A 17,776-nucleotide genomic window follows, 5' to 3' on the forward strand; every position below is an offset into this window, starting at 1 on the left:
AAGGAATCACAGGCTCAAAACCACATTAAATTGCTTATTTATTTCAGGAGTAAATTCATGAATCTGGTCGATGTAGTTCAGGAAATGGTTTTAGGTTCGACCCTTGGCGCGCAGGGGGTTGCTGAGCGGATAGGTAAAAAATATCGCGTTCTGCTCGGCGAATTAAATAGCGAAAGCGAAAATTTCAAACTTGGAGCTGACCTGCTCATTCCTCTCATGAGTGCGTGCAAGGACGATGCTCCGTTGCATTACATAGCAAAGAGCATGGGCGGGGTTTATGTCAAACTGCCGGAAGTGGCTTCGTGTGACAGAAACATAATCAAAGTCGTGAAAGAATTCGGAGAATTTATTGCCGCTTATGGGGATGGCATTTCCGACGGCAATCTAAGCTCGGATGAAAAAGCAAAGATCAGCAAAGAAGGGCACGAAGCTATAACCGTAATTCAAGAACTGCTTTGCAGTTTGGATTAACTGGAGGTTTATCATGAATAAAATCAATGAACTTTTAGAAGCAAATAAAGCTTATCGCGCTGGCAAGCCTTTTATGAGCGATAGTGCATATGATGCCATGCTGGACGAACTCCGCGCGACTGATCCCGACAACAAATTTCTGCATACGGTCGAGCCGGAAAAGTCTGATAGGCTCAAGGTTAAACACTCCGCGCCCATGCTTTCTACTGAGAAGGCTTACACTTTTGCGGAAATCGAAAAGTTTATTAGCCGGTGCGAAACTGCGGCGGCTGAGATTGGGCTTGATGTTGATGATATTGAATACATCATCACTCCAAAGTTGGACGGCATGGCGGCACACTGGGACGGCGAAAGACTGCTTACTCGTGGTGATGGTGAGTTTGGATTTAATATTTCGGATGCTCTGTGCAAAGGAATTCTAATCTGTCCCGATAGATTCGGACCCGGAGAGATTGTAATCAAAAAGTCTTATTTTAATGAAAACTTGACGGACAGTTACTCTCACCCACGAAATTTTATAACGGGAAATATTCTTGCTGATGAGCTTCCCAACGAAGCTCGAAAGGCTTTTGCTTGCGGTGCTGTCAGGTTTGCACACTTTGGTTTTATGAAAACATTTTTTGGCCCTCCTGATTCTGGAAAAGATGTTTTGGCAAGATTGAAAGACGAAGAATGGATTGCAAGCTGCTATGAAGTCAGCGATCCAATCGACGGACTCGTAATAGAAGTCGTTAATCCGGAACTGAAAAAACACCTCGGTTCCACATCCCATCATCACCGCTGGCAGATCGCATTTAAACGCAAGGGCGAAACCGCGACTACCAACGTCAAAGCGATTCGCTGGCAGGTGGGCCGCACTGGCGTTGTTACTCCAGTTGTTGAAATTGAACCCGTTGAAATTTCCGGCGCAAAGATCAGCAATGTTACTGGCCACAATGCCGAATACATAAACAATAACGGTATAGGTGTCGGGGCTGAGATTGAAATAATACGATCCGGCGAAGTTATTCCGAAAATCGAAAAAGTGATAAGCAGGGCTGAACTTGATTTTCCTTGTTATTGTCCAGCTTGTAATTCTTTTTTGATTCCAAGAGGCCCGAATTTAATCTGCGAGAATCCTGATTGTATTGCTAAATCTTGCCGCTCAAAAGAACATTTTTTTAAAACTCTGGACATTAAAGGGTTTGGTCCTGCGGCGGTTGAAAAGCTTGCAACTGAACCATTAAACCGTTTTTTCGAAAAGACGGATGTACATTATTATATAGGTTTCGGGTTCGGAAAACAGCAAAGTGTCAACCTGAATCAGGCAATTCAGGACCGAAAAACGAAAAGTGTAAACCCTGCCAAATTCCTCGCGGCTTTCGGTATTGATTGCCTCGGCGAATCTACTGCTAAGAAAATCCTTTCCAAATTGAGCATTGAAGAACTGCTGGAATCCACCTCCAGCACCTTGTCTATCATTCCCGGTATCGGCGAAGTTGTAGCCCTTTCGATAGTGTACGGCCTTCGTCAAAATTTAAGTTTAATCAAAAATATCATGCGTCACTTTAAGTTTGAAGTTGCCGCAGAACCGCAGTCCGGCTCCCTCAAAGGAATGTCGGTTGTTTTCACTGGCACACTGAAAACAGGAAGCCGCGCAGACTGCGAAGCTCTCGCCATGCAAAACAGCGCGACTGTCCAGAGTTCCCTTACTGCCTCAACCACTCACCTGATCTGTGGCGCGAAGGTCGGTAAAACTAAGACGGATAAGGCCGTTAAAGTCGGGGCCAAAGTTCTGACTGAGGCTGAATTTTTAACAATGTTGAATCTTTAAAAGGAGAAACACCATGCCACAAAAAGAACCTGAATTCGATTTCAAAGCTTGCGAACACAACAGGGGATATTGTCTTCCTTCAAATTGTAAAAATTGTACGGAGGGGCCGAATGCAAAAAAATGTCCTTCCTGCGGTCAGGAAATTTGTCTCGGAGGTTTTGAGGAAGCCCCTAACGCTTTGCTTCTCCCGAATCCGGACGGCATGGCGTGCGTTGAATCCATCGGCGAAGCTGTGCGGGACACGGTTAAGTATCTCAATGAGCTTTATATGAATTGCGGCGACTTTAAAGCCTCGGTTTGCGCGGCCAGACTCGAAAATGCACTGGAGAGGGAAAATGTTGTCGCATCTTAATATTCGAAGAGTTTTTAATGTTGAATGCACTATTTGCGGCGCAAATGATGTTTTGCACAACGCAGAAGCAGTTCGGAAATTTGAATATGCACATAAGAACTGCCGTAAATTTATCCAAGTATTCGGGGGCGATCATGGGGATAACAAAGACGAAAAATTACATGGATTACAAGCTTGCAAAGATAAATCTGGAACTTGCGGAATTGCGGCCCCGTCTGACTTCTCAGGGGATTGCAAGGCTGATTCAACTGCAAGCGGGCGTTAAGGGGCTTTCGGATCTGTTCTTACAATCACCTGTCACTGATGAAAATGCGTGCGAGCGAGGGGCTTACAATGAGCGGTAACAATATCGAAAGAAAACAAATTCCCGAGACAGATTACGAAATGGATCGCGAAGGGCGGGTTTTCAAAATCACGACTTCACCGGGCTATCCGTGCGGATTTCAGAAAAAGCCGACTATGCACCGGGGAATGATCTGCTACTCGTTTGAGTCCGGTGTTATCTCTAAAGATATCAGAAAATTTTATTTTGAACTCTTTGAAGTCTGGCCCGTTTTCCCAACGAATGAAGATTATTTCAAAAAAATAATCGAAGAGGCTGACATAAATAATCTGCGTTTAAAGGGTGTGCGCAGAGGGCAAAGCAGAAACCTGTTTCAGCGTATGCGGCCAAGCCTAAAGCTGCGCACTTATCAGGCCGGAGAGTTTGCAGCACTGCGAAGACGGAAATCAACGGGCTGGAAACGTTGTCCGGTTACACGGCAATGATCCGCTTCGACGGCGGCGTTCCGGCTGGATTTAACTTTGCAAATTATTGTCCACTTGGATGAAGGGGGAAATTATGGAAGTTCAAGAATTTATCGAAATTTTGAAAGAATTACCGCCAAAGGCTGAGATTAAAATTAACGGAAAGCCGCTTCTTAAGGGAAATATCAGGCGGTCTTTCGGCCTTACTGTCAATCTTTTTGAACCTGATTTTGAGGAATGCAAATTCAGGGCTGAGTGTCCGGATTACGGGCGCAAACTTGGAACTGAAAAGTATTGTGTGCGTAGTTTTGAGTGTAAAAAATTTCGGGGGGTGGGTGATGTCTAAACCAAAAAAGAAATGCCCGTTATGCAGTGCTAACTATTCCGGTAAACGCTGTCGCTCACAAGTCTGCTCTATGCTCCGCGCCCTGCCGACTGGTAGAGTCCGCGATTGGAAAATATGGACCTCTATTGCTCTCCTTTCCGGCATTGTCGGCGTTGCTGTCGAAAAGCAAGGGGAAATAGATCAGGACGCAAAGACCGTTGATATCGGTAAAAGAATTCATCGTTGGGCAATCACAGCACTTGAAGAAGGTAAGCGTTTCGGGGTTCCGCTTCAATATGCAGAACTCGAAGACCGCCGCTTTGATGCTCAGATAAAACAAATATGGGCCTCCGATACAAAACTGCACATTTTACATGCGGCGGATACCTTAAAAGCACTGGTCAGCGATGTGAAAGACCGTTTCTCGCCAGAATTCACGTCTGAAAAAATGGCTTGCTGGAACTGGCTTGAATGCGCCTTAACCGCTCTGATGAAAGATTCAGACAGCGATATTCTTGAATATGCAGACCAGATTTTTGCAGATTATCAAGCTTTTCATGCCGCATTCTGGGGCGAAAAATCACCCAAAAAAAGACAGCTCCGAATGTATGACATAGGCGAACGTTTCGCCGTGGCCGCGCATTCGAAAGCCGAAGCTCTGGAGATTGTCCGCATGAATTCCGGCCTTATCAATCTGCCAGTAAAAGGAATGGTCGAATCCGCAAAAGTCGAGTTCGAAGGGCGTTCGACAACATACGGATGTTTGCTTGAACTATTTAAAGCGCCGGGGCTTGTGGCGGTTATGCGGGAGGGTGGTAATGTCTAAATACCCTATACTCTCCATTCGTCAGCCATGGACAGGCGTATGCGTCTTAGGACTCAAGCCCGTAGAAAATCGTACTCGGAGAATTCCCGAGAAATACATCGGTCAAACCGTGCTTCTCCATGCCGGATTACAGGTGGATAGCAATGTAGTTGTCAAAGGGTACAGCGTTGAAGCAAATGCCTATCGCCTTGTTAAGCGAGTCATGTATCATCAGGGCAAAGTTCTTTTTGAAAACAGAATTGCAGGCCATGAGCACGTTTTCAACACTGGTGGCATCGTCGGTTGCTGCAAGTTCGTTAAATGCGTCAACGATTCCGAGTCTCCTTGGGCAGAGCGTGGGGCGGGAATATGGCACTGGTGCATGGTCGAAGCTCGTCCGCTTCCGTTCTTTCCTTGCAAAGGTATGCTTGGTTTTTTTCAGGTGGATTATCCGTATGCGGTGGAGGTGTGTGATGCTTAAAACCTCCTGTGGAAACGCAATAATTCACCTCAAAGGTCAACCTACAAAAGAAGACGTGTTCATTCTCATAGGTATGGCCCTTTTAGAAGCTGATCAGGGTTTTTCGTGTGAAAATTGTTGGCACTACCAACATGAAAGCGCCGATGAATATGGTTCGTACTCATACTACTATTGTGAACATCCAGATCAGAAAATTGCTCGGTGTGGCAATCTCAAAAGTTTCCCTTTTAAAAATGCTCCTGCAAGGTGTTTCGAAATAAATTACTGGCATCATCCTTTTGTAAATGGATATTTTGATGAGGAAGGCGAAGAAGGCAAAGGCGGACGTTACAAGCAGCTTACTTGGCTTACACGAGGGTATAACCAGTACGGAATCCCACGCCTTAAGCCGGAGAACGAAGCAATATGTCGCAAAGCTTTTGTTAATTTTTGTAAAAGGACTGGTTTCAATCTGGCGGTGCAAAATGCTTAACCCCTCTCGCGAAATAAAACACTTCCATCTGTTCTGCGGCATAGGCGGTAGGAGAATAAAAAAATGAATAAAAGTCTAAAAGATAAAATGAAAGAAATCGAAAAAGATTTTTGCCCACCAATGGCGGCGGCTCTTGTCCGGGCTAATTGTGCGGATATGGTGCGGGTTGCGGAGGAGGTTAATGGGTAACGTGAATAATATCATCAGCTTGTCTGGTGGCAAAGACTCAACCGCCATGCTTTTGCTCATGCTCGAAAAGAATATCCCAATTCATTCAGCTGTCTTTTTTGATACGGGATGGGAGTTCCCGCAAATGCACGATCATTTGGATAAACTCGAAAAATATACAGGTGTGGGATTGATCAGACTGCGGCCTGAAAAGACTTTTAATTACTGGATGTTTGAGAGGCGTGTCGTTGCTCGAAAAGGTGAGAAAAGAGGCACTGTTCATAGAATTGGCAACGGTTGGCCCTCTCCTATGCGCCGTTGGTGCACTCGCCAAAAAGTGTCTGCACTCGAAGCGTATACTAAGGATTTTGAAAAGCCGGTTCAGTGCATCGGCTACGCAGCGGACGAAGCACACAGGGCCGAAGCAAAAACGTTGAACAAGAAAAAACATTGGAAGTTCCGTTTCCCGCTCATTGAGTTGGGTGTCGATGAGCGGGAAGCCCTCTCTCTCTGTAAATCTCACGGGTTTGATTGGGGGGGGCTGTACGACCATTTCAGACGTGTCAGTTGCTTTTGTTGCCCTCTCCAGCGGCTGAACGATTTACGAATTTTACGCAACGAATTTCCAGACCAGTGGTCGCAAATGCTTGAATGGGATGCAAGTGTCCCCGGTCACAATAGAGGGTTTCGGGATTACGCAACTGTGCATGATTTGGATGCCAAATTTGCTTACGAAGAATCCTTGACCAAATTTAATGAAAAATCCGCTGCGGCGGTGGGAGAATAAAATTATGTGCGAAGAAAATGAAGAACAAGAAGTAACTTACGCAGTAGAATTCAGAGTTTCAGGTATCTCCGCTGAAGACTATGAATCCATTGTTAATGAGATTGAAATGGATATCAAAATGCACGGCGTTGAGGTTTTTGTCGGCGTTGGTGAACCTGAATAGAGTTGGGGGAATAAAGACCATGAAAATTAAACATATCATAGCAACCGCGCTCCTAACCCTGACAATCTCAACAGCCGTCCTCGCTGACGACTGCAACCAAATCAAAAATAACGATCTGCGCCACCTCTGCCGGGGCGAAACGATCATGATTAATGATTCAGACCTGCGGCAGTTCAGCGCAGGCAATTGCGATCTGATCAAAGATAGTGACTGGAGAAACGTTTGCTATCGCAAAACGGACCAGGTGCGTGATTCGGATCTGCGGAATCTGGCGGCAGGGGATTGTTTTTTGATTAAAGATGACGATTTGAGAAAGCTTTGTAGGGGGATGAGATGAGCGAGATATCAATAGTCAGAGCCGGAAACGGCCTTATTCTCAATGGTACAGACGTGCAAGTCTTTGAAATGTCACCGGGCAAAAAGACTCAGGCAGTGCGTAAACTGCTTGAAGCCGTTGGGCGTAATCTCGGGCAGGGGTTGCAGGTGGAAGTTAAGGTTGTTGACCCTTCAGGGGAAAGCTTGCCGGACAGCTCTATACCGGAACTGAATTGGTTAACACCTAAAATGGTTTCGAAAATATACGGTGTGCCGGAATCCACTTTGCAGGACTGGCGTGGAAAAGGCACAGGGCCAAGCTACTCTAAACCGACTGGCGGGTATGTTGTTTACTCCAAAGAATCGCTTGAAGCTTGGTATAATAAATACAGAGTTATTACTAATCAGGATTAGCTCATCATCCTGTCGATGATGGATAATTTCTTTCTGTGATCGTCTGGAATTAAATGTGCGTAACGTAGGGTCATTTGGAGGTTTTTGTGTCTCATCATTGTCATAAGCTCGTGAAGGGTAACTTCCCCGGACTGGGCAAGCCAGCTGGCAAAAGTATGCCGCCATGTGTGAAATCTTATTCTCAGCTTGGGGTCGGTGGCTCCTTTGTTAAGCCCCAACCTTTTTACAGTGTCTCCGAATACACTGGATATTCCATATTCAATTTGCCCGCCGCCTCTCGCTTGAAAAATGAATTCGTTGGAACTGCGTTTGTATGTCTTAAGCAACGCGAGGATGTCCGCCGGAGCGTGTACCCTTTGCATGTTTCCGTGCTTGGATATGAATCTAAGATGCCCGGACTGTTCAATGGAGTCACCGCGCAGAAGAAAGATTTCTGCGGCTCGAAGCCCGGTCTTAAGACTCACGAGGCTCATGTCATGCACTTGCATAGATCTGAGCTTGAGGGCTTCAAGAAGCATAGAGGCTTCGGAAGGCGAGAAATAGCGCAAGGCTCCATTGTCCGGAATAGGCAGGGTGAATCTAGTGTTGTTGGTAGAAAAAGGATTAGGGCCTGTGTACCAGCCCTCAGAAGTGGCAAGGTTGACGCAGGAGCGTGTAAATGCAAAACATTTGCGGACAGATTCGTCGGAAAGAGTTTCTTGAAGCTTATTGCGCGCGCTGAGAAGCATGTCAGTAGTAAGTGCACGCAGGGGCAACGATCCGAAGTAGCGGCGCAAGTGTCGTTCGTAACGTTGCCGTTCGCGCTTGGTGCTCTTGCTCTCAAGTTCGCGGTGCGTGAACCACAAGTTCGCGGCTTCGGTCAGAGTGTAATCGGGGTTGAGCCGGTCAGTGTCCGAGGGAGAACCTTGGAGAGTGGAAATGATTTTGATACGCTGGGTGTTGGCGTATTGGGCTGTGATGCCCTCGGATGCCCAGCCGATAGTTTTCCAGCGTGCGCGGCCTGCGTCTTTGTACCAGATCAAGAAAGCTTGGTCGGGTTTGCCGCGGTGGCGTTTCGTGTTGGATTCGCGGTAATAGACGCCGCTAAATTTGGTTTTGATGCGGGGCTGTTGTTTTGCGGTGGGTGGGTGCGTTGCCATGATTCAGAGGTAATCGGAGTTACCAGTTTTATCAAGCAACTTACCTTTCACTTACCTAAACGTAAAAAGGGTTACAAGTTTTCACTCGTAACCCTTTGTATTAACATGGTGCGGCAGGAAAGATTCGAACTCTCGGCCAACGGCTTAGAAGGCCGTTGCTCTATCCAACTGAGCTACTGCCGCTCAAGAGAAGATCCTTCTAAGCGAGGTTCTCTTCGCGGTCAAGTAAAAAATGAATGGTGATACCTTGAAATTTAATAATTTTTTAGAATTTAGCGAGTATTTGGACGAGCTTGGCCTTTTTCATATGGATTTGAGCCTCGATAGAATGGAAGAATTTGTATGTAAATGGGGGGCTAAAGGCGATTTACCTGTTATCCATGTGGTGGGAACCAATGGAAAAGGGTCAACTTCAACTTATTTAACTTATATAGCGATGGAGTCCGGCTTGAAGGTCGGAACTTTCACTTCACCTCACTTTGTGACCCCTCGCGAACGAGTCACTGTTGATGGTCAGATGTTGTCTGAAGATGAATGGTGTCATCTTGCCAACATGGTGATGGAGATTGCTCCTGATGTGGGTTTGACTTATTTTGAATTGCTTACCTGCATGGCTTTAGTCGCGTTTAAAGAACACGGTGTCGATCTCGCCGTGATGGAAGCAGGGCTTGGCGGGCGTTTTGACGCGACCAATACTCTTGATCCTGATTTAACAGTCTTTACGCCAATCGGGCTTGATCATGAAAAAATACTTGGTGCGACTATCGAACTTATTGCCGCAGATAAAGCTGATGCTATGCGAAAGAGCGGAATTGCCGTTACATCTATTCAGACTGATGAGGTAATGAATGTTTTGCACTTACGCGCTGAGCAGTTAGGCGTTGAGTTTCATCATGCCGAAAGAATGAACGGAATTTCAGACTTATCGCCGACTCTTTCAGGCGTGCATCAAATGCAGAATGCTCATTTAGCCGTGTGCGCATGGTCATTTTTCTGTGATAATAAAGATTTGCAGTTTAACAAATCTCAGATTCGCGAAGGGGTAAAAAAAGCTTTTATTCCCGGTAGATTGCAAATAGTTAAGGCTGATAGAACCTATATTCTGGACGGCGCACATAACCTTCATGCCTTTAAAGCTCTTGAGTCGGAATTAAAAAGATCGAAAATCGTGCTTGATGCGATTGTGTTTTCCTGCATGAAAGATAAGAATATAGCCCCTGTGAAAGATATCTTATTTGAATTGACGCAGGGGCCGATCATAACTTGTGGTATTCCTGAAAATGAAAGAGCCTGTTTGCCGGAAGATTTTATAGAGCGGTTCGGAACCAAAGTGTTGACTGCTCCGTCACTTGATGAAGCATTGTCCTTATTACCTTCCGGTGACGGGACAGTACTAATTTGCGGTTCCTTGTATTTGCTCTCAGCTTTTTATACAAAGTATCCACGCTTTTTAATGAAGTAGTAAGACAAGCGCCTTTGGCGATCAAAGGTTTTAGGAGAAATAATTGTCTAATCTTTTCAAATTTCTGCCGTCAGTAGATTCTGTGCTTACCAGATTAGAGGAAGAGGGTGCTCTCAGCGGTGTTCCTCGTACTCTAGTTAGAGATCTGGTTAACGGTTTTCTTGATGTGTGCCGTGAAGAAATCAAGTCCGGAATTATTACGGCTGAAGATCAGCTCTCGCTTGATGCTCTTTTCCCGCGCTTGACTTGCCATGTGCGGGCCGGAGCGCGTCCGCATTTTCGTAGAGTTTTGAATGCGACGGGTGTGGTTGTTCATACCAATCTGGGCCGTTCGTTGCTTGCTGATTCAGCGGTGAAAGCTGTTACAGAAGCTTGCGGATCATATTCTAATCTTGAATTTGATCTGAAAACCGGAGAGCGCGGCAGTCGCTACAGTCATGTAGAAAAGCTTGTCTGTGATATTACAGGCGCGGAAGCTGCGCTGGTTGTGAATAATAATGCCTCGGCAGTTCTGATTACTCTTGAAACTCTTGCCGCGGGCCGCGAGGCTGTTGTTTCACGCGGTCAGCTTGTAGAGATTGGCGGCTCCTTCCGTATTCCTGACGTTATGACAAAGAGCGGAGCTATCCTGCATGAGGTGGGCGCGACCAACAGAACCCATCCGCATGATTATGAAGGCGCGATTAATGACAACACTGCGCTGCTTATGAAAGTGCATACTTCAAATTTCAGGGTGATCGGTTTTACTAAAGAAGTTTCGGGTGCGGAGCTGGTAGAACTGGGCACTAAATATAATCTGCCGGTTTATGAAGATCTCGGCAGCGGCAACCTGACAAATTTTGCGGGCCTCGGCCTGATGCGGGAACCGACAGTTCAGGAAGTTGTGTCTGAAGGCGTAGACGTTGTTTCTTTTTCCGGTGATAAAGTTCTGGGCGGTCCACAAGCCGGAGTTATTGTCGGTAAAAAGAAATATATTGATATGATCAAAAAGAATCCTCTGAATAGAGTGGTTCGTATTGATAAAATGACGCTGGCTGCGTTGGAAGCTACTTTGCGGCTTTATCTGGACCCCGAGACAGCCATGAAACAAGTGCCGACCATACGCATGATTATGGAAAAGCCGGAATCTCTACAGCTCAGAGCGCAATCTCTTTCGCGCGTTCTGGATAGATTTCTGGGTGATAACGTTACCCTTGATGTCCGTGAGGGTGTTTCCAGAGTCGGGGGCGGTGCGTTTCCTGAGCAGGATTTAAAAACTTTTCTGGTAACCGTGATTCCACAGGGAGATCTTTCTGTGCCGGAACTGAAAGAACGGTTGCTTTCATCTGATCCGCCGCTGGTAGGGCGTATAGAAGATGATGCCTTTTGTCTTGATCCGCGAACTCTTACACAAATTGAATATCATATGGTGGCTGAGTCGATTTCACAGGCCCTTAATCTTGATAAATAAAAGGATTTAACATGAATAAAATGCTTGAACATAAAACAAAAAGTTGCTGGGAATTATTTCAGGATGAAGAACATCAGCAGGCTATGGATGATCTTAGCGCACGTTACATTGATTTTTTGAGCCGTTGTAAAACTGAGCGTGAAACAATCAAGTATGTTGAAGAAGTTCTGCTCGAAGCCGGTTTTGATGATTACATCGGTTCCGATAATTGTTTCCGTTCGTTCAAGGACAAGACAATCTTTATTGCCCGTAAAGGTAAAAAGACTCTTTCTGATGGATTCAGACTGGTCGGTGCTCACGCGGATACTCCCCGTCTCGATCTGAAACAGCATCCCCTTTATGAAGATTTGGGTCTCGGCATGGCTAAAACTCATTACTACGGCGGCATCAGAAAATATCAGTGGCTCGCACGTCCACTTTCTTTGCATGGTGTGGTTGTAAAAACTAACGGCGAAAAAGTTGATGTTGTCATAGGTGAAGATCTTAACGATCCAGTCCTTACTATTTTAGATCTTCTGCCGCACCTTGCTTACAAGCAGGTTGAAAAAAAGGTCAGTGATGCTTTTGAAGGCGAAAAGTTAAATATCCTTATGGGACATTCTCTTTCATTTTCAAAAGATGATAGCGAAGATAGTGATGAAAAAACTAAACCATCCGTTAAACGTAAAATTTTGGAAATATTGAACGAGAAATACGGCATCATCGAAGAAGACTTTTTCAGCTCGGAAATGCACATCGTTCCAGCCGGGCCTGCCCGCTATGTCGGACTGGATAAGTCTATGGTCGGTGGATACGGACAGGATGACCGTTCCTGCGTATTCTTGGCACTCGAAGCATTTCTTTCCGAACCTGAGCCGGACCATGCACAGATTGTGCTGTTCTACGATAAAGAAGAAGTCGGTTCCGAAGGTTCAACCGGCGCCAAGTCACTTTTCTTTGAATACTGCCTCGAAGATCTCATTGAAGCATGGGAACCCGGCATGAAGATGTCCCGCATTATGATGGCGGGTAAGGCTCTTTCAACTGACGTGCACGCCGCAATCGACCCTGATTATCAGGATGTGCATGAAAAGCTGAACTCCGCTTATCTCGGTTACGGTCCATGTTTTTGCAAGTTTACCGGACATAGAGGTAAGGTTGGCGCAAATGACGCACATGCCGAATATGTAGGCTGGTTGCGTAATATTTTAGCTGACGCAGAAGTTCCATGGCAGATGGCTGAACTCGGCAAGGTAGACATGGGCGGCGGCGGAACTGTTGCAAAATTCCTGGCACTCTACGGAATGGACGTTATAGATTTCGGGCCTCCGGTTCTTTCCATGCACAGTCCGTTTGAACTGACAAGCAAAGTTGATCTTTATGCTACCAAGTTAGCTTTCAGTACTTTTTTGCGTAGTTAATTTACTAAAAGTTTTTCCCTTTGGTCGCCGAAGGCAAATTTTTTTTAAGGAGCATAAATGCCTGTAGTTATGGGGACAGCTGGTCATATTGATCACGGTAAGACCAGCTTGATTAAGGCTCTTACCGGAACTGATTGCGACAGACTTGCTGAAGAGAAAAAGCGCGGCATCACCATTGAATTAGGTTTTGCCAGCCTAGATCTGGGCGGTAACCGTCAGCTCAGTATTATTGATGTTCCCGGCCATGAAAAGTTTGTTAAAAACATGGTTGCCGGAGCGGCGGGGATTGATTTTGTTCTGCTGGTAATAGCGGCGGACGAAGGCGTAATGCCTCAGACCCGTGAACATTTGGAAATATGTACGCTACTTGGGATTGAGCGCGGCTTTGTGGTGCTCACCAAAGTTGATATGGTCGATGAAGAATGGCTTGCGCTCGTTAAAGAAGATGTAAGTGAGTTTCTGGCCCCGAGCTTTTTAGCCGAGGCCCCGATTTACGGCGTTTCTTCGCATACGGGACAAGGCCTTGATGAACTTAAAACTGCGCTTGCCGATTTCATGGATAGTTTTTCTCCTAAACGAAGAACTGACCTTGCACGGCTGCCTATAGATAGAATCTTTACAATGAAAGGGCATGGCACCGTCGTCACGGGCACGCTCATTTCCGGTCAGCTTTCAGTGGGCGACGATGTTGTAATTTATCCCGCCATGACTGAAACGAAAGTACGCAGTCTGCAATCTCATGGCGGTTCTGTTGAAACAGCTCCTGCCGGACGCAGAACAGCGGTCAACCTTCACGGTGTTGAAGTTGATGATATTGAGCGCGGTGAAGTTGTGGGCAAACCGGGCACGTTGTTTCCGTCAACTGTATGGGATGTAGAGATAACCTGTCTTCCGTCCTCGCCGCGATCTTTGAAGCATCGTAAAGAAGTTCATTTTCATCATGGTTCAAAAGAAACTATGGCGAAAGTGTATTTTCTGGATAGAGAAAAGCTCGTCAAAGGTGAGCGCGCGGTCTGCCAAATCCGTTTCGATCAGCCCATGACAGGTGTTTATGGCGACAGAATCGTAATTCGCTCATTCTCGCCGCTGAGGACCATTGCAGGGGGAAGCATAATAAATCCTATGGGAAGCAAGGTTAAACGTTTCTCGGATGACGTTAAGCGCTTAGAATCACTGATTGGTGCTAGTCCAGAAGATCTGATTCTCACACAGCTTGAACTTGCGGGTAACGCAGGGCTGAATTTTCAGGAACTGTCCATCATGACAGACGTGGCATCCAAGCCGCTTGAAAAGTTATTGCAGTCCCTAGGCGGTCAGCAGAAAGTATTCCTGTATGATAAAGAAAGCCGCAGTTATATTTTCGGTGGGCATTATGAAAGTCTTGTGAGTGGATTTATAAAATATTTAGAAGATTTTCATAAAAAAGAACCTATGAAGCCCGGTGTAACCAAGAGTGAAATAGGTTCCGCATGGGGCAAGGGGCTTGCTGCCAAGCTTTTCCATTCGATAGTTGAAAGGCTTACTAAAAAGAATGAAATCGTAGTGGCTCAAGATATTATACATCTTCCCGGTCACAAGGTTTCAATGGCTTCCGATCAGCAGAAGTTGCGCGATATCTTATTTGATGCCTACGATAAGGGCGGACTGACTCCGCCGAATGTTAAGGATATTCTGGAGCCGCTTGATCTGCTATTCAAAGAGGCTGCGCCTGTGTTTAAGCTGTTGCAGGATGAAGGGGCAATTGTAAGAATCAACGATAGTTTATATTTTGCCACATCCGCGATTGAAAAGCTTAAAGTTATTCTTGAGGGATATTTCGCAGACAATTTAGAATTAGGGCCGCCCGATTTTAAAGAGCTGACGAATCTGTCCAGAAAGTTTGCTATACCGCTTCTTGAGTTCATGGATAAAGAAAAGTTCACCATGCGGGTGGGCGATAAGCGCAGACTGAGAAAAACCGGTGTGGTTTAAAGCTATGCTGTGATTGATATAAATATATGCGGAATCAAGTTTATGCTTGGTTCCGTTTTTTTTGTAATACAGATTTAAATACATAAATCAGGAGTAAATATGGAAGGTTTCGACATCAAAAAAGTGATTGAAGAAGGTATCCCGTTTGACCTTTTCTTAGGTCTCAAGGTTGAACACTTAGAGCATGGCTATGCAAAACTGCGTTTGCCTTATCGTCCTGAGTTCATAGGCGACCCGAGGCGTCCGGCATTGCATGGCGGCGTTATATCCATGCTTATTGATACCTGCGGCGGAACAGCTGTATGGGCATCGGGAGATGTGCGGGATCGTGTTTCCACAATTGATATGCGCGTGGACTATCTGCGTCCCGCTGGACCGGAAGACCTTATAGCCGAGGCCCGTGTAAGGTTGCTTGGCAACAGGGTGGGGAATAGCCAGATTACCGTTTATTCTGCATCTGACCCTGATTTGATTGTTGCGGAGGGGCGCGCTGTTTATAATGTGCGGAAACATTCTGATGATGTGTTGTGTGAGGAATAAGAAAATTACGAGGCGGTATTTTCGCTCTGGATTAGTCAGCGGCTAATGGTGTATGAACCTTTGATCTTAAAAATAATATTTGTTCAGGGGTTCATATATGGGTTGTTGTATCGGGGCGGAGCATAATAATTGGTGTGCAAAACTTTCTAAGGAAGATTCTAAGATTGTTTATGTCGATGGGAATGGGAAGGAGTATTGTATATTTCATGCTCCGGCTGAGCATAAGTATGTGAGTAAATATGTTGAGGGGGTGGGGGAGAAGCCTGCATTGATTTCTGGGGATAAGTTTAATGCGAAGGTATTTAAGCGGATTCAGGGGGTTATTGATGCGGGGGTGGATGAGGAACGGGATAAGTTTCAAACTGAAGAGGCTTACCTGGATAGAGTAATAATGAATGTAAGTAGTGATAAGGAGCTTTCTGTAACGGTAGAATTATCAGAGTGTATTAAAGAAACAAGAGATTGGAATCCTCGATGTAATTTTGCGGGAACTGTTTTTTTTGATCAAATATTATTTCATCATTTTGATGACGAAAATGTTTTGCCCCCAATAAATTTCTCTAACTGTCTATTTAAAAAAGAAGTTTCATTTTATAATTCATGTTTTAGTGGCCTTTTTTTCTTTACAGACACTGTCTTTGAGAACAACGCTTGTTTTAGTTGTAAGTGCCAAAAAGGTGCTTATTTTCTCGGGGCAATTTTTGAAAGAAGAGCTGATTTTAGAGATATAGATGTTAAAGGTCTTTCTAATTTTACAAGTAGTCAATTTTGTTGTGAAGCATGGTTTTATCAAAGCAATTTTCATGGGAAAACTATTTTTAAAGAAAGTTACTTTAAAGGTGGTCCTGAGTTTGATCATATTAATTTTTATGAAGAGGTGAGTTTTGAAGATGTTTTTTTTGAAAAATATGTTTTATTCGCTTCGACACATTTTCACGGAGAAGCTGGATTTGAAAGTACGTCTTTTAAAAATGGAGTAGATTTTCAAGTTACTGAGTTTCATGGTTTTGCAAATTTCAAAAAAACATTTTTTTTAAATAATTCTAGGCTATTGTCTCGATTTTGCAAGTTTCATGGTGGTGTAAGTTTTAATGATAGTGTGTTTGGATATGGTCCTAATATTTCTGAATGTGAATTTTCTGAAAATGTATCTTTCAAACCTTCAAGCGTTAACGGTTCTGTTGAAATTGAGTCATGTAAATTTTTTAAAGATTTAAGTTACATATGTATTAATAGCAGTAAGATCTTTTTTAAAAAGAATAGAGTTATGGGTGTTGCTACTTTTTCTGATTCTGAATTTAATGAGTTAAGGATTAGTGATTCAACTTTTGAAAGTCAGGTGCTTTTTAAAAATACAAATTTTGGTGATTTGCTAGAAGTTAAAGATTGTACTTTCGAAAAGACTGCTAATTTTAATAATGCAACTTTTGTTGATACCACTACGAAGATCACAGATTCTTTATTTAATAGCTGGGTATATTTTAGAGATGTTGATTTTGGAGGTCCTACTAGTTTTGATGGGACTATCTGTGAAAAGACTATTTTGATGGAAAGAGCAAATGTAAAAAAGTTATCTTTTATTAATATGAATATTGAATCGTTTAAATTTGTTGAATGCAAATGGAATGAGTCTCATGGCTATGCCTCTATTTATGATGAAGAGGATTTGAATAAGAGTAAATCGTATTCGACGTTGGAAGAGATTTATAGAAGACTTAAAAAAGGGGCTCGAGAGAGTACTGATGAAGTGCAAACTTCTAACTGGCATTACAAAGAAAAGGAAATGAATAGAAGGAATGTAAGTGGTACTGAATCATTTCCTTTTTTACATTTTTTTATAATATTTGCTTCAATTTTAGCCGTTGGACACATTTTAGCAAACTACGGTTGTGCGTCATATCCCGCATTGGTGGGAATTGTTTTTACAATATTTTGTTATGTTTTATTTTTATGGGGTGAAGTTTCTAAGAATAAAGATTGGTTCTCTAAAATTTATCTCAATGTATATAATTCGATTAGTGGATATGGTGAAAAGCCTGAAAAGGCACTAGGCGTACTAGGTGTGTTTATTCTATTAAGCATGGTGATTGTAGCCTTTTTGCCTGATCTTAAAGTTGTAAAGGAAGCTCAATCCTTAGATTTTCTGAGCACATGGCTCTGGTATCTACCACTCTCAAAAATAGACGCTCAGTCAGCAACAGGCTTAAATTCACTTTTTAGAGTGATTTGCAACATCCTCATCACCATCCAAGCCGCCCTATTCGCCTTCGCCCTGCGAAATAAATTACGCCGCTAATAAAAATATAGCTTAAATTAAAAAAAGCCCTCCGTTAACAAATCAAAGTTAATGGAGGGCTTTTCATATTTATTCAGCCGAAATGATAAAATTGGATAGTCGTATCGAATAACAAAATTACCCGTTGGGTGCGATAAAAATGATTAAAGTCTAAGCGTTTAATATTGCTTAGAATTAAAGGAAGTGGGGACTGGCAAGGGTTTTG

Annotated in this window: 21 protein-coding genes and 1 tRNA gene; 20 read left to right on the top strand and 2 right to left on the bottom strand. The window is 44.1% G+C overall.

Annotation, left to right across the window (positions count from 1 at the left end; genetic code table 11):
• Positions 1-57: 57 nt before the first annotated feature.
• The 14 genes from JEY82_RS02300 to JEY82_RS02365 all read left to right on the top strand — a co-directional run bounded on the left by JEY82_RS02300 (position 58) and on the right by JEY82_RS02365 (position 7,313).
• Positions 58-471, top strand: coding sequence for a phage regulatory CII family protein (locus JEY82_RS02300; protein WP_304082196.1), 414 nt, complete (start codon positions 58-60; stop codon positions 469-471).
• A 13-nt stretch (positions 472-484) separates the two neighbouring features.
• Entirely contained in the window at positions 485-2,284 is a 1,800-nt protein-coding gene (locus JEY82_RS02305) for a BRCT domain-containing protein (RefSeq protein WP_304082198.1), read from the top strand.
• A 13-nt stretch (positions 2,285-2,297) separates the two neighbouring features.
• Positions 2,298-2,636, top strand: coding sequence for a hypothetical protein (locus JEY82_RS02310; RefSeq protein WP_304082199.1), 339 nt, complete (start codon positions 2,298-2,300; stop codon positions 2,634-2,636).
• Positions 2,620-2,901 (top strand): hypothetical protein, encoded by a 282-nt coding sequence (locus JEY82_RS02315; RefSeq protein WP_304082201.1) that lies wholly within the window; start codon positions 2,620-2,622, stop codon positions 2,899-2,901. The genes JEY82_RS02310 and JEY82_RS02315 overlap by 17 nt, the downstream gene beginning before the upstream one ends.
• Before the next feature lie 68 nt (positions 2,902-2,969).
• Complete coding sequence (locus JEY82_RS02320; RefSeq protein WP_304082202.1) at positions 2,970-3,404, top strand: hypothetical protein; 435 nt, start codon at positions 2,970-2,972, stop codon at positions 3,402-3,404.
• Positions 3,405-3,477: 73 nt separating this feature from the next.
• Positions 3,478-3,729 (top strand): hypothetical protein, encoded by a 252-nt coding sequence (locus JEY82_RS02325; protein ID WP_304082203.1) that lies wholly within the window; start codon positions 3,478-3,480, stop codon positions 3,727-3,729.
• Positions 3,722-4,534 carry a hypothetical protein gene (locus tag JEY82_RS02330; protein WP_304082204.1) on the top strand — a complete coding sequence of 271 codons (813 nt, stop codon included), beginning with the start codon at positions 3,722-3,724 and terminating at the stop codon, positions 4,532-4,534. Before JEY82_RS02325 ends, JEY82_RS02330 begins: the two co-directional genes overlap by 8 nt.
• Positions 4,527-4,994, top strand: coding sequence for a hypothetical protein (locus JEY82_RS02335; protein WP_304082207.1), 468 nt, complete (start codon positions 4,527-4,529; stop codon positions 4,992-4,994). Before JEY82_RS02330 ends, JEY82_RS02335 begins: the two co-directional genes overlap by 8 nt.
• Positions 4,987-5,466 (top strand): hypothetical protein, encoded by a 480-nt coding sequence (locus JEY82_RS02340; RefSeq protein ID WP_304082209.1) that lies wholly within the window; start codon positions 4,987-4,989, stop codon positions 5,464-5,466. The genes JEY82_RS02335 and JEY82_RS02340 overlap by 8 nt, the downstream gene beginning before the upstream one ends.
• A gap of 63 nt (positions 5,467-5,529) precedes the next feature.
• A complete protein-coding gene (locus JEY82_RS02345; RefSeq protein WP_304082211.1) occupies positions 5,530-5,655 on the top strand; it encodes a hypothetical protein in 126 nt (41 codons plus the stop codon).
• A complete protein-coding gene (locus JEY82_RS02350) occupies positions 5,648-6,421 on the top strand; it encodes a phosphoadenosine phosphosulfate reductase family protein (protein WP_304082213.1) in 774 nt (257 codons plus the stop codon). The genes JEY82_RS02345 and JEY82_RS02350 overlap by 8 nt, the downstream gene beginning before the upstream one ends.
• A 4-nt stretch (positions 6,422-6,425) precedes the next feature.
• Complete coding sequence (locus tag JEY82_RS02355; RefSeq protein ID WP_304082215.1) at positions 6,426-6,584, top strand: hypothetical protein; 159 nt, start codon at positions 6,426-6,428, stop codon at positions 6,582-6,584.
• A gap of 19 nt (positions 6,585-6,603) precedes the next feature.
• Positions 6,604-6,921, top strand: a complete 318-nt coding sequence (locus JEY82_RS02360) for a hypothetical protein (protein ID WP_304082217.1) — start codon at positions 6,604-6,606, stop codon at positions 6,919-6,921.
• Positions 6,918-7,313: a helix-turn-helix domain-containing protein gene (locus JEY82_RS02365; RefSeq protein WP_304082219.1), complete on the top strand. Its 396-nt coding sequence runs from the start codon at positions 6,918-6,920 to the stop codon at positions 7,311-7,313. Before JEY82_RS02360 ends, JEY82_RS02365 begins: the two co-directional genes overlap by 4 nt.
• Here the strand turns inward: JEY82_RS02365 and JEY82_RS02370 are convergent.
• Both JEY82_RS02370 and JEY82_RS02375 read right to left on the bottom strand, forming a co-directional pair.
• Positions 7,310-8,452 (bottom strand): site-specific integrase, encoded by a 1,143-nt coding sequence (locus tag JEY82_RS02370; RefSeq protein ID WP_304082221.1) that lies wholly within the window; start codon positions 8,450-8,452, stop codon positions 7,310-7,312. The two genes, JEY82_RS02365 and JEY82_RS02370, sit on opposite strands and share 4 nt — an antisense overlap.
• 106 nt (positions 8,453-8,558) lie before the next feature.
• Positions 8,559-8,635, bottom strand: a tRNA-Arg gene (locus JEY82_RS02375).
• A gap of 49 nt (positions 8,636-8,684) precedes the next feature.
• Here JEY82_RS02375 and JEY82_RS02380 point away from each other — a divergent pair.
• The 6 genes from JEY82_RS02380 (at position 8,685) to JEY82_RS02405 (ending at position 17,571) form a co-directional block, all read left to right on the top strand.
• Positions 8,685-9,914 carry a folylpolyglutamate synthase/dihydrofolate synthase family protein gene (locus JEY82_RS02380; protein ID WP_304082223.1) on the top strand — a complete coding sequence of 410 codons (1,230 nt, stop codon included), beginning with the start codon at positions 8,685-8,687 and terminating at the stop codon, positions 9,912-9,914.
• A 43-nt stretch (positions 9,915-9,957) separates the two neighbouring features.
• Positions 9,958-11,364, top strand: coding sequence for an L-seryl-tRNA(Sec) selenium transferase (gene selA / locus JEY82_RS02385; RefSeq protein WP_304082224.1), 1,407 nt, complete (start codon positions 9,958-9,960; stop codon positions 11,362-11,364).
• Between the two features lie 11 nt (positions 11,365-11,375).
• On the top strand, positions 11,376-12,764 hold the full coding sequence (locus JEY82_RS02390; RefSeq protein WP_304082226.1) for an aminopeptidase: 1,389 nt from the start codon (positions 11,376-11,378) through the stop codon (positions 12,762-12,764).
• A 57-nt stretch (positions 12,765-12,821) separates the two neighbouring features.
• Positions 12,822-14,735, top strand: a complete 1,914-nt coding sequence (selB, locus tag JEY82_RS02395) for a selenocysteine-specific translation elongation factor (protein WP_304082228.1) — start codon at positions 12,822-12,824, stop codon at positions 14,733-14,735.
• 99 nt (positions 14,736-14,834) lie between these two features.
• Entirely contained in the window at positions 14,835-15,275 is a 441-nt protein-coding gene (locus JEY82_RS02400) for a PaaI family thioesterase (RefSeq protein ID WP_304082230.1), read from the top strand.
• Positions 15,276-15,372: 97 nt separating this feature from the next.
• Entirely contained in the window at positions 15,373-17,571 is a 2,199-nt protein-coding gene (locus tag JEY82_RS02405; RefSeq protein ID WP_304082232.1) for a pentapeptide repeat-containing protein, read from the top strand.
• Positions 17,572-17,776: the final 205 nt, after the last annotated feature.

The organism is Maridesulfovibrio ferrireducens (genome assembly GCF_016342405.1).
In the GTDB taxonomy this organism is placed as follows: domain Bacteria; phylum Desulfobacterota; class Desulfovibrionia; order Desulfovibrionales; family Desulfovibrionaceae; genus Maridesulfovibrio; species Maridesulfovibrio ferrireducens_A.

Excerpts from the sequence above, each read along its gene's own strand:
- JEY82_RS02300 (WP_304082196.1), top strand. The coding sequence starts at position 58 with ATGAATCTGGTCGATGTAGTTCAGGAAATGGTTTTAGGTTCGACCCTT.
- JEY82_RS02305 (WP_304082198.1), top strand. The coding sequence starts at position 485 with ATGAATAAAATCAATGAACTTTTAGAAGCAAATAAAGCTTATCGCGCT.
- JEY82_RS02310 (WP_304082199.1), top strand. The coding sequence starts at position 2,298 with ATGCCACAAAAAGAACCTGAATTCGATTTCAAAGCTTGCGAACACAAC.
- JEY82_RS02315 (WP_304082201.1), top strand. The coding sequence starts at position 2,620 with ATGTTGTCGCATCTTAATATTCGAAGAGTTTTTAATGTTGAATGCACT.
- JEY82_RS02320 (WP_304082202.1), top strand. The coding sequence starts at position 2,970 with ATGAGCGGTAACAATATCGAAAGAAAACAAATTCCCGAGACAGATTAC.
- JEY82_RS02325 (WP_304082203.1), top strand. The coding sequence starts at position 3,478 with ATGGAAGTTCAAGAATTTATCGAAATTTTGAAAGAATTACCGCCAAAG.
- JEY82_RS02330 (WP_304082204.1), top strand. The coding sequence starts at position 3,722 with ATGTCTAAACCAAAAAAGAAATGCCCGTTATGCAGTGCTAACTATTCC.
- JEY82_RS02335 (WP_304082207.1), top strand. The coding sequence starts at position 4,527 with ATGTCTAAATACCCTATACTCTCCATTCGTCAGCCATGGACAGGCGTA.
- JEY82_RS02340 (WP_304082209.1), top strand. The coding sequence starts at position 4,987 with ATGCTTAAAACCTCCTGTGGAAACGCAATAATTCACCTCAAAGGTCAA.
- JEY82_RS02345 (WP_304082211.1), top strand. The coding sequence starts at position 5,530 with ATGAATAAAAGTCTAAAAGATAAAATGAAAGAAATCGAAAAAGATTTT.
- JEY82_RS02350 (WP_304082213.1), top strand. The coding sequence starts at position 5,648 with ATGGGTAACGTGAATAATATCATCAGCTTGTCTGGTGGCAAAGACTCA.
- JEY82_RS02355 (WP_304082215.1), top strand. The coding sequence starts at position 6,426 with ATGTGCGAAGAAAATGAAGAACAAGAAGTAACTTACGCAGTAGAATTC.
- JEY82_RS02360 (WP_304082217.1), top strand. The coding sequence starts at position 6,604 with ATGAAAATTAAACATATCATAGCAACCGCGCTCCTAACCCTGACAATC.
- JEY82_RS02365 (WP_304082219.1), top strand. The coding sequence starts at position 6,918 with ATGAGCGAGATATCAATAGTCAGAGCCGGAAACGGCCTTATTCTCAAT.
- JEY82_RS02370 (WP_304082221.1), bottom strand. The coding sequence starts at position 8,452 with ATGGCAACGCACCCACCCACCGCAAAACAACAGCCCCGCATCAAAACC.
- JEY82_RS02380 (WP_304082223.1), top strand. The coding sequence starts at position 8,685 with ATGAATGGTGATACCTTGAAATTTAATAATTTTTTAGAATTTAGCGAG.
- JEY82_RS02390 (WP_304082226.1), top strand. The coding sequence starts at position 11,376 with ATGAATAAAATGCTTGAACATAAAACAAAAAGTTGCTGGGAATTATTT.
- selB (WP_304082228.1), top strand. The coding sequence starts at position 12,822 with ATGCCTGTAGTTATGGGGACAGCTGGTCATATTGATCACGGTAAGACC.
- JEY82_RS02400 (WP_304082230.1), top strand. The coding sequence starts at position 14,835 with ATGGAAGGTTTCGACATCAAAAAAGTGATTGAAGAAGGTATCCCGTTT.
- JEY82_RS02405 (WP_304082232.1), top strand. The coding sequence starts at position 15,373 with ATGGGTTGTTGTATCGGGGCGGAGCATAATAATTGGTGTGCAAAACTT.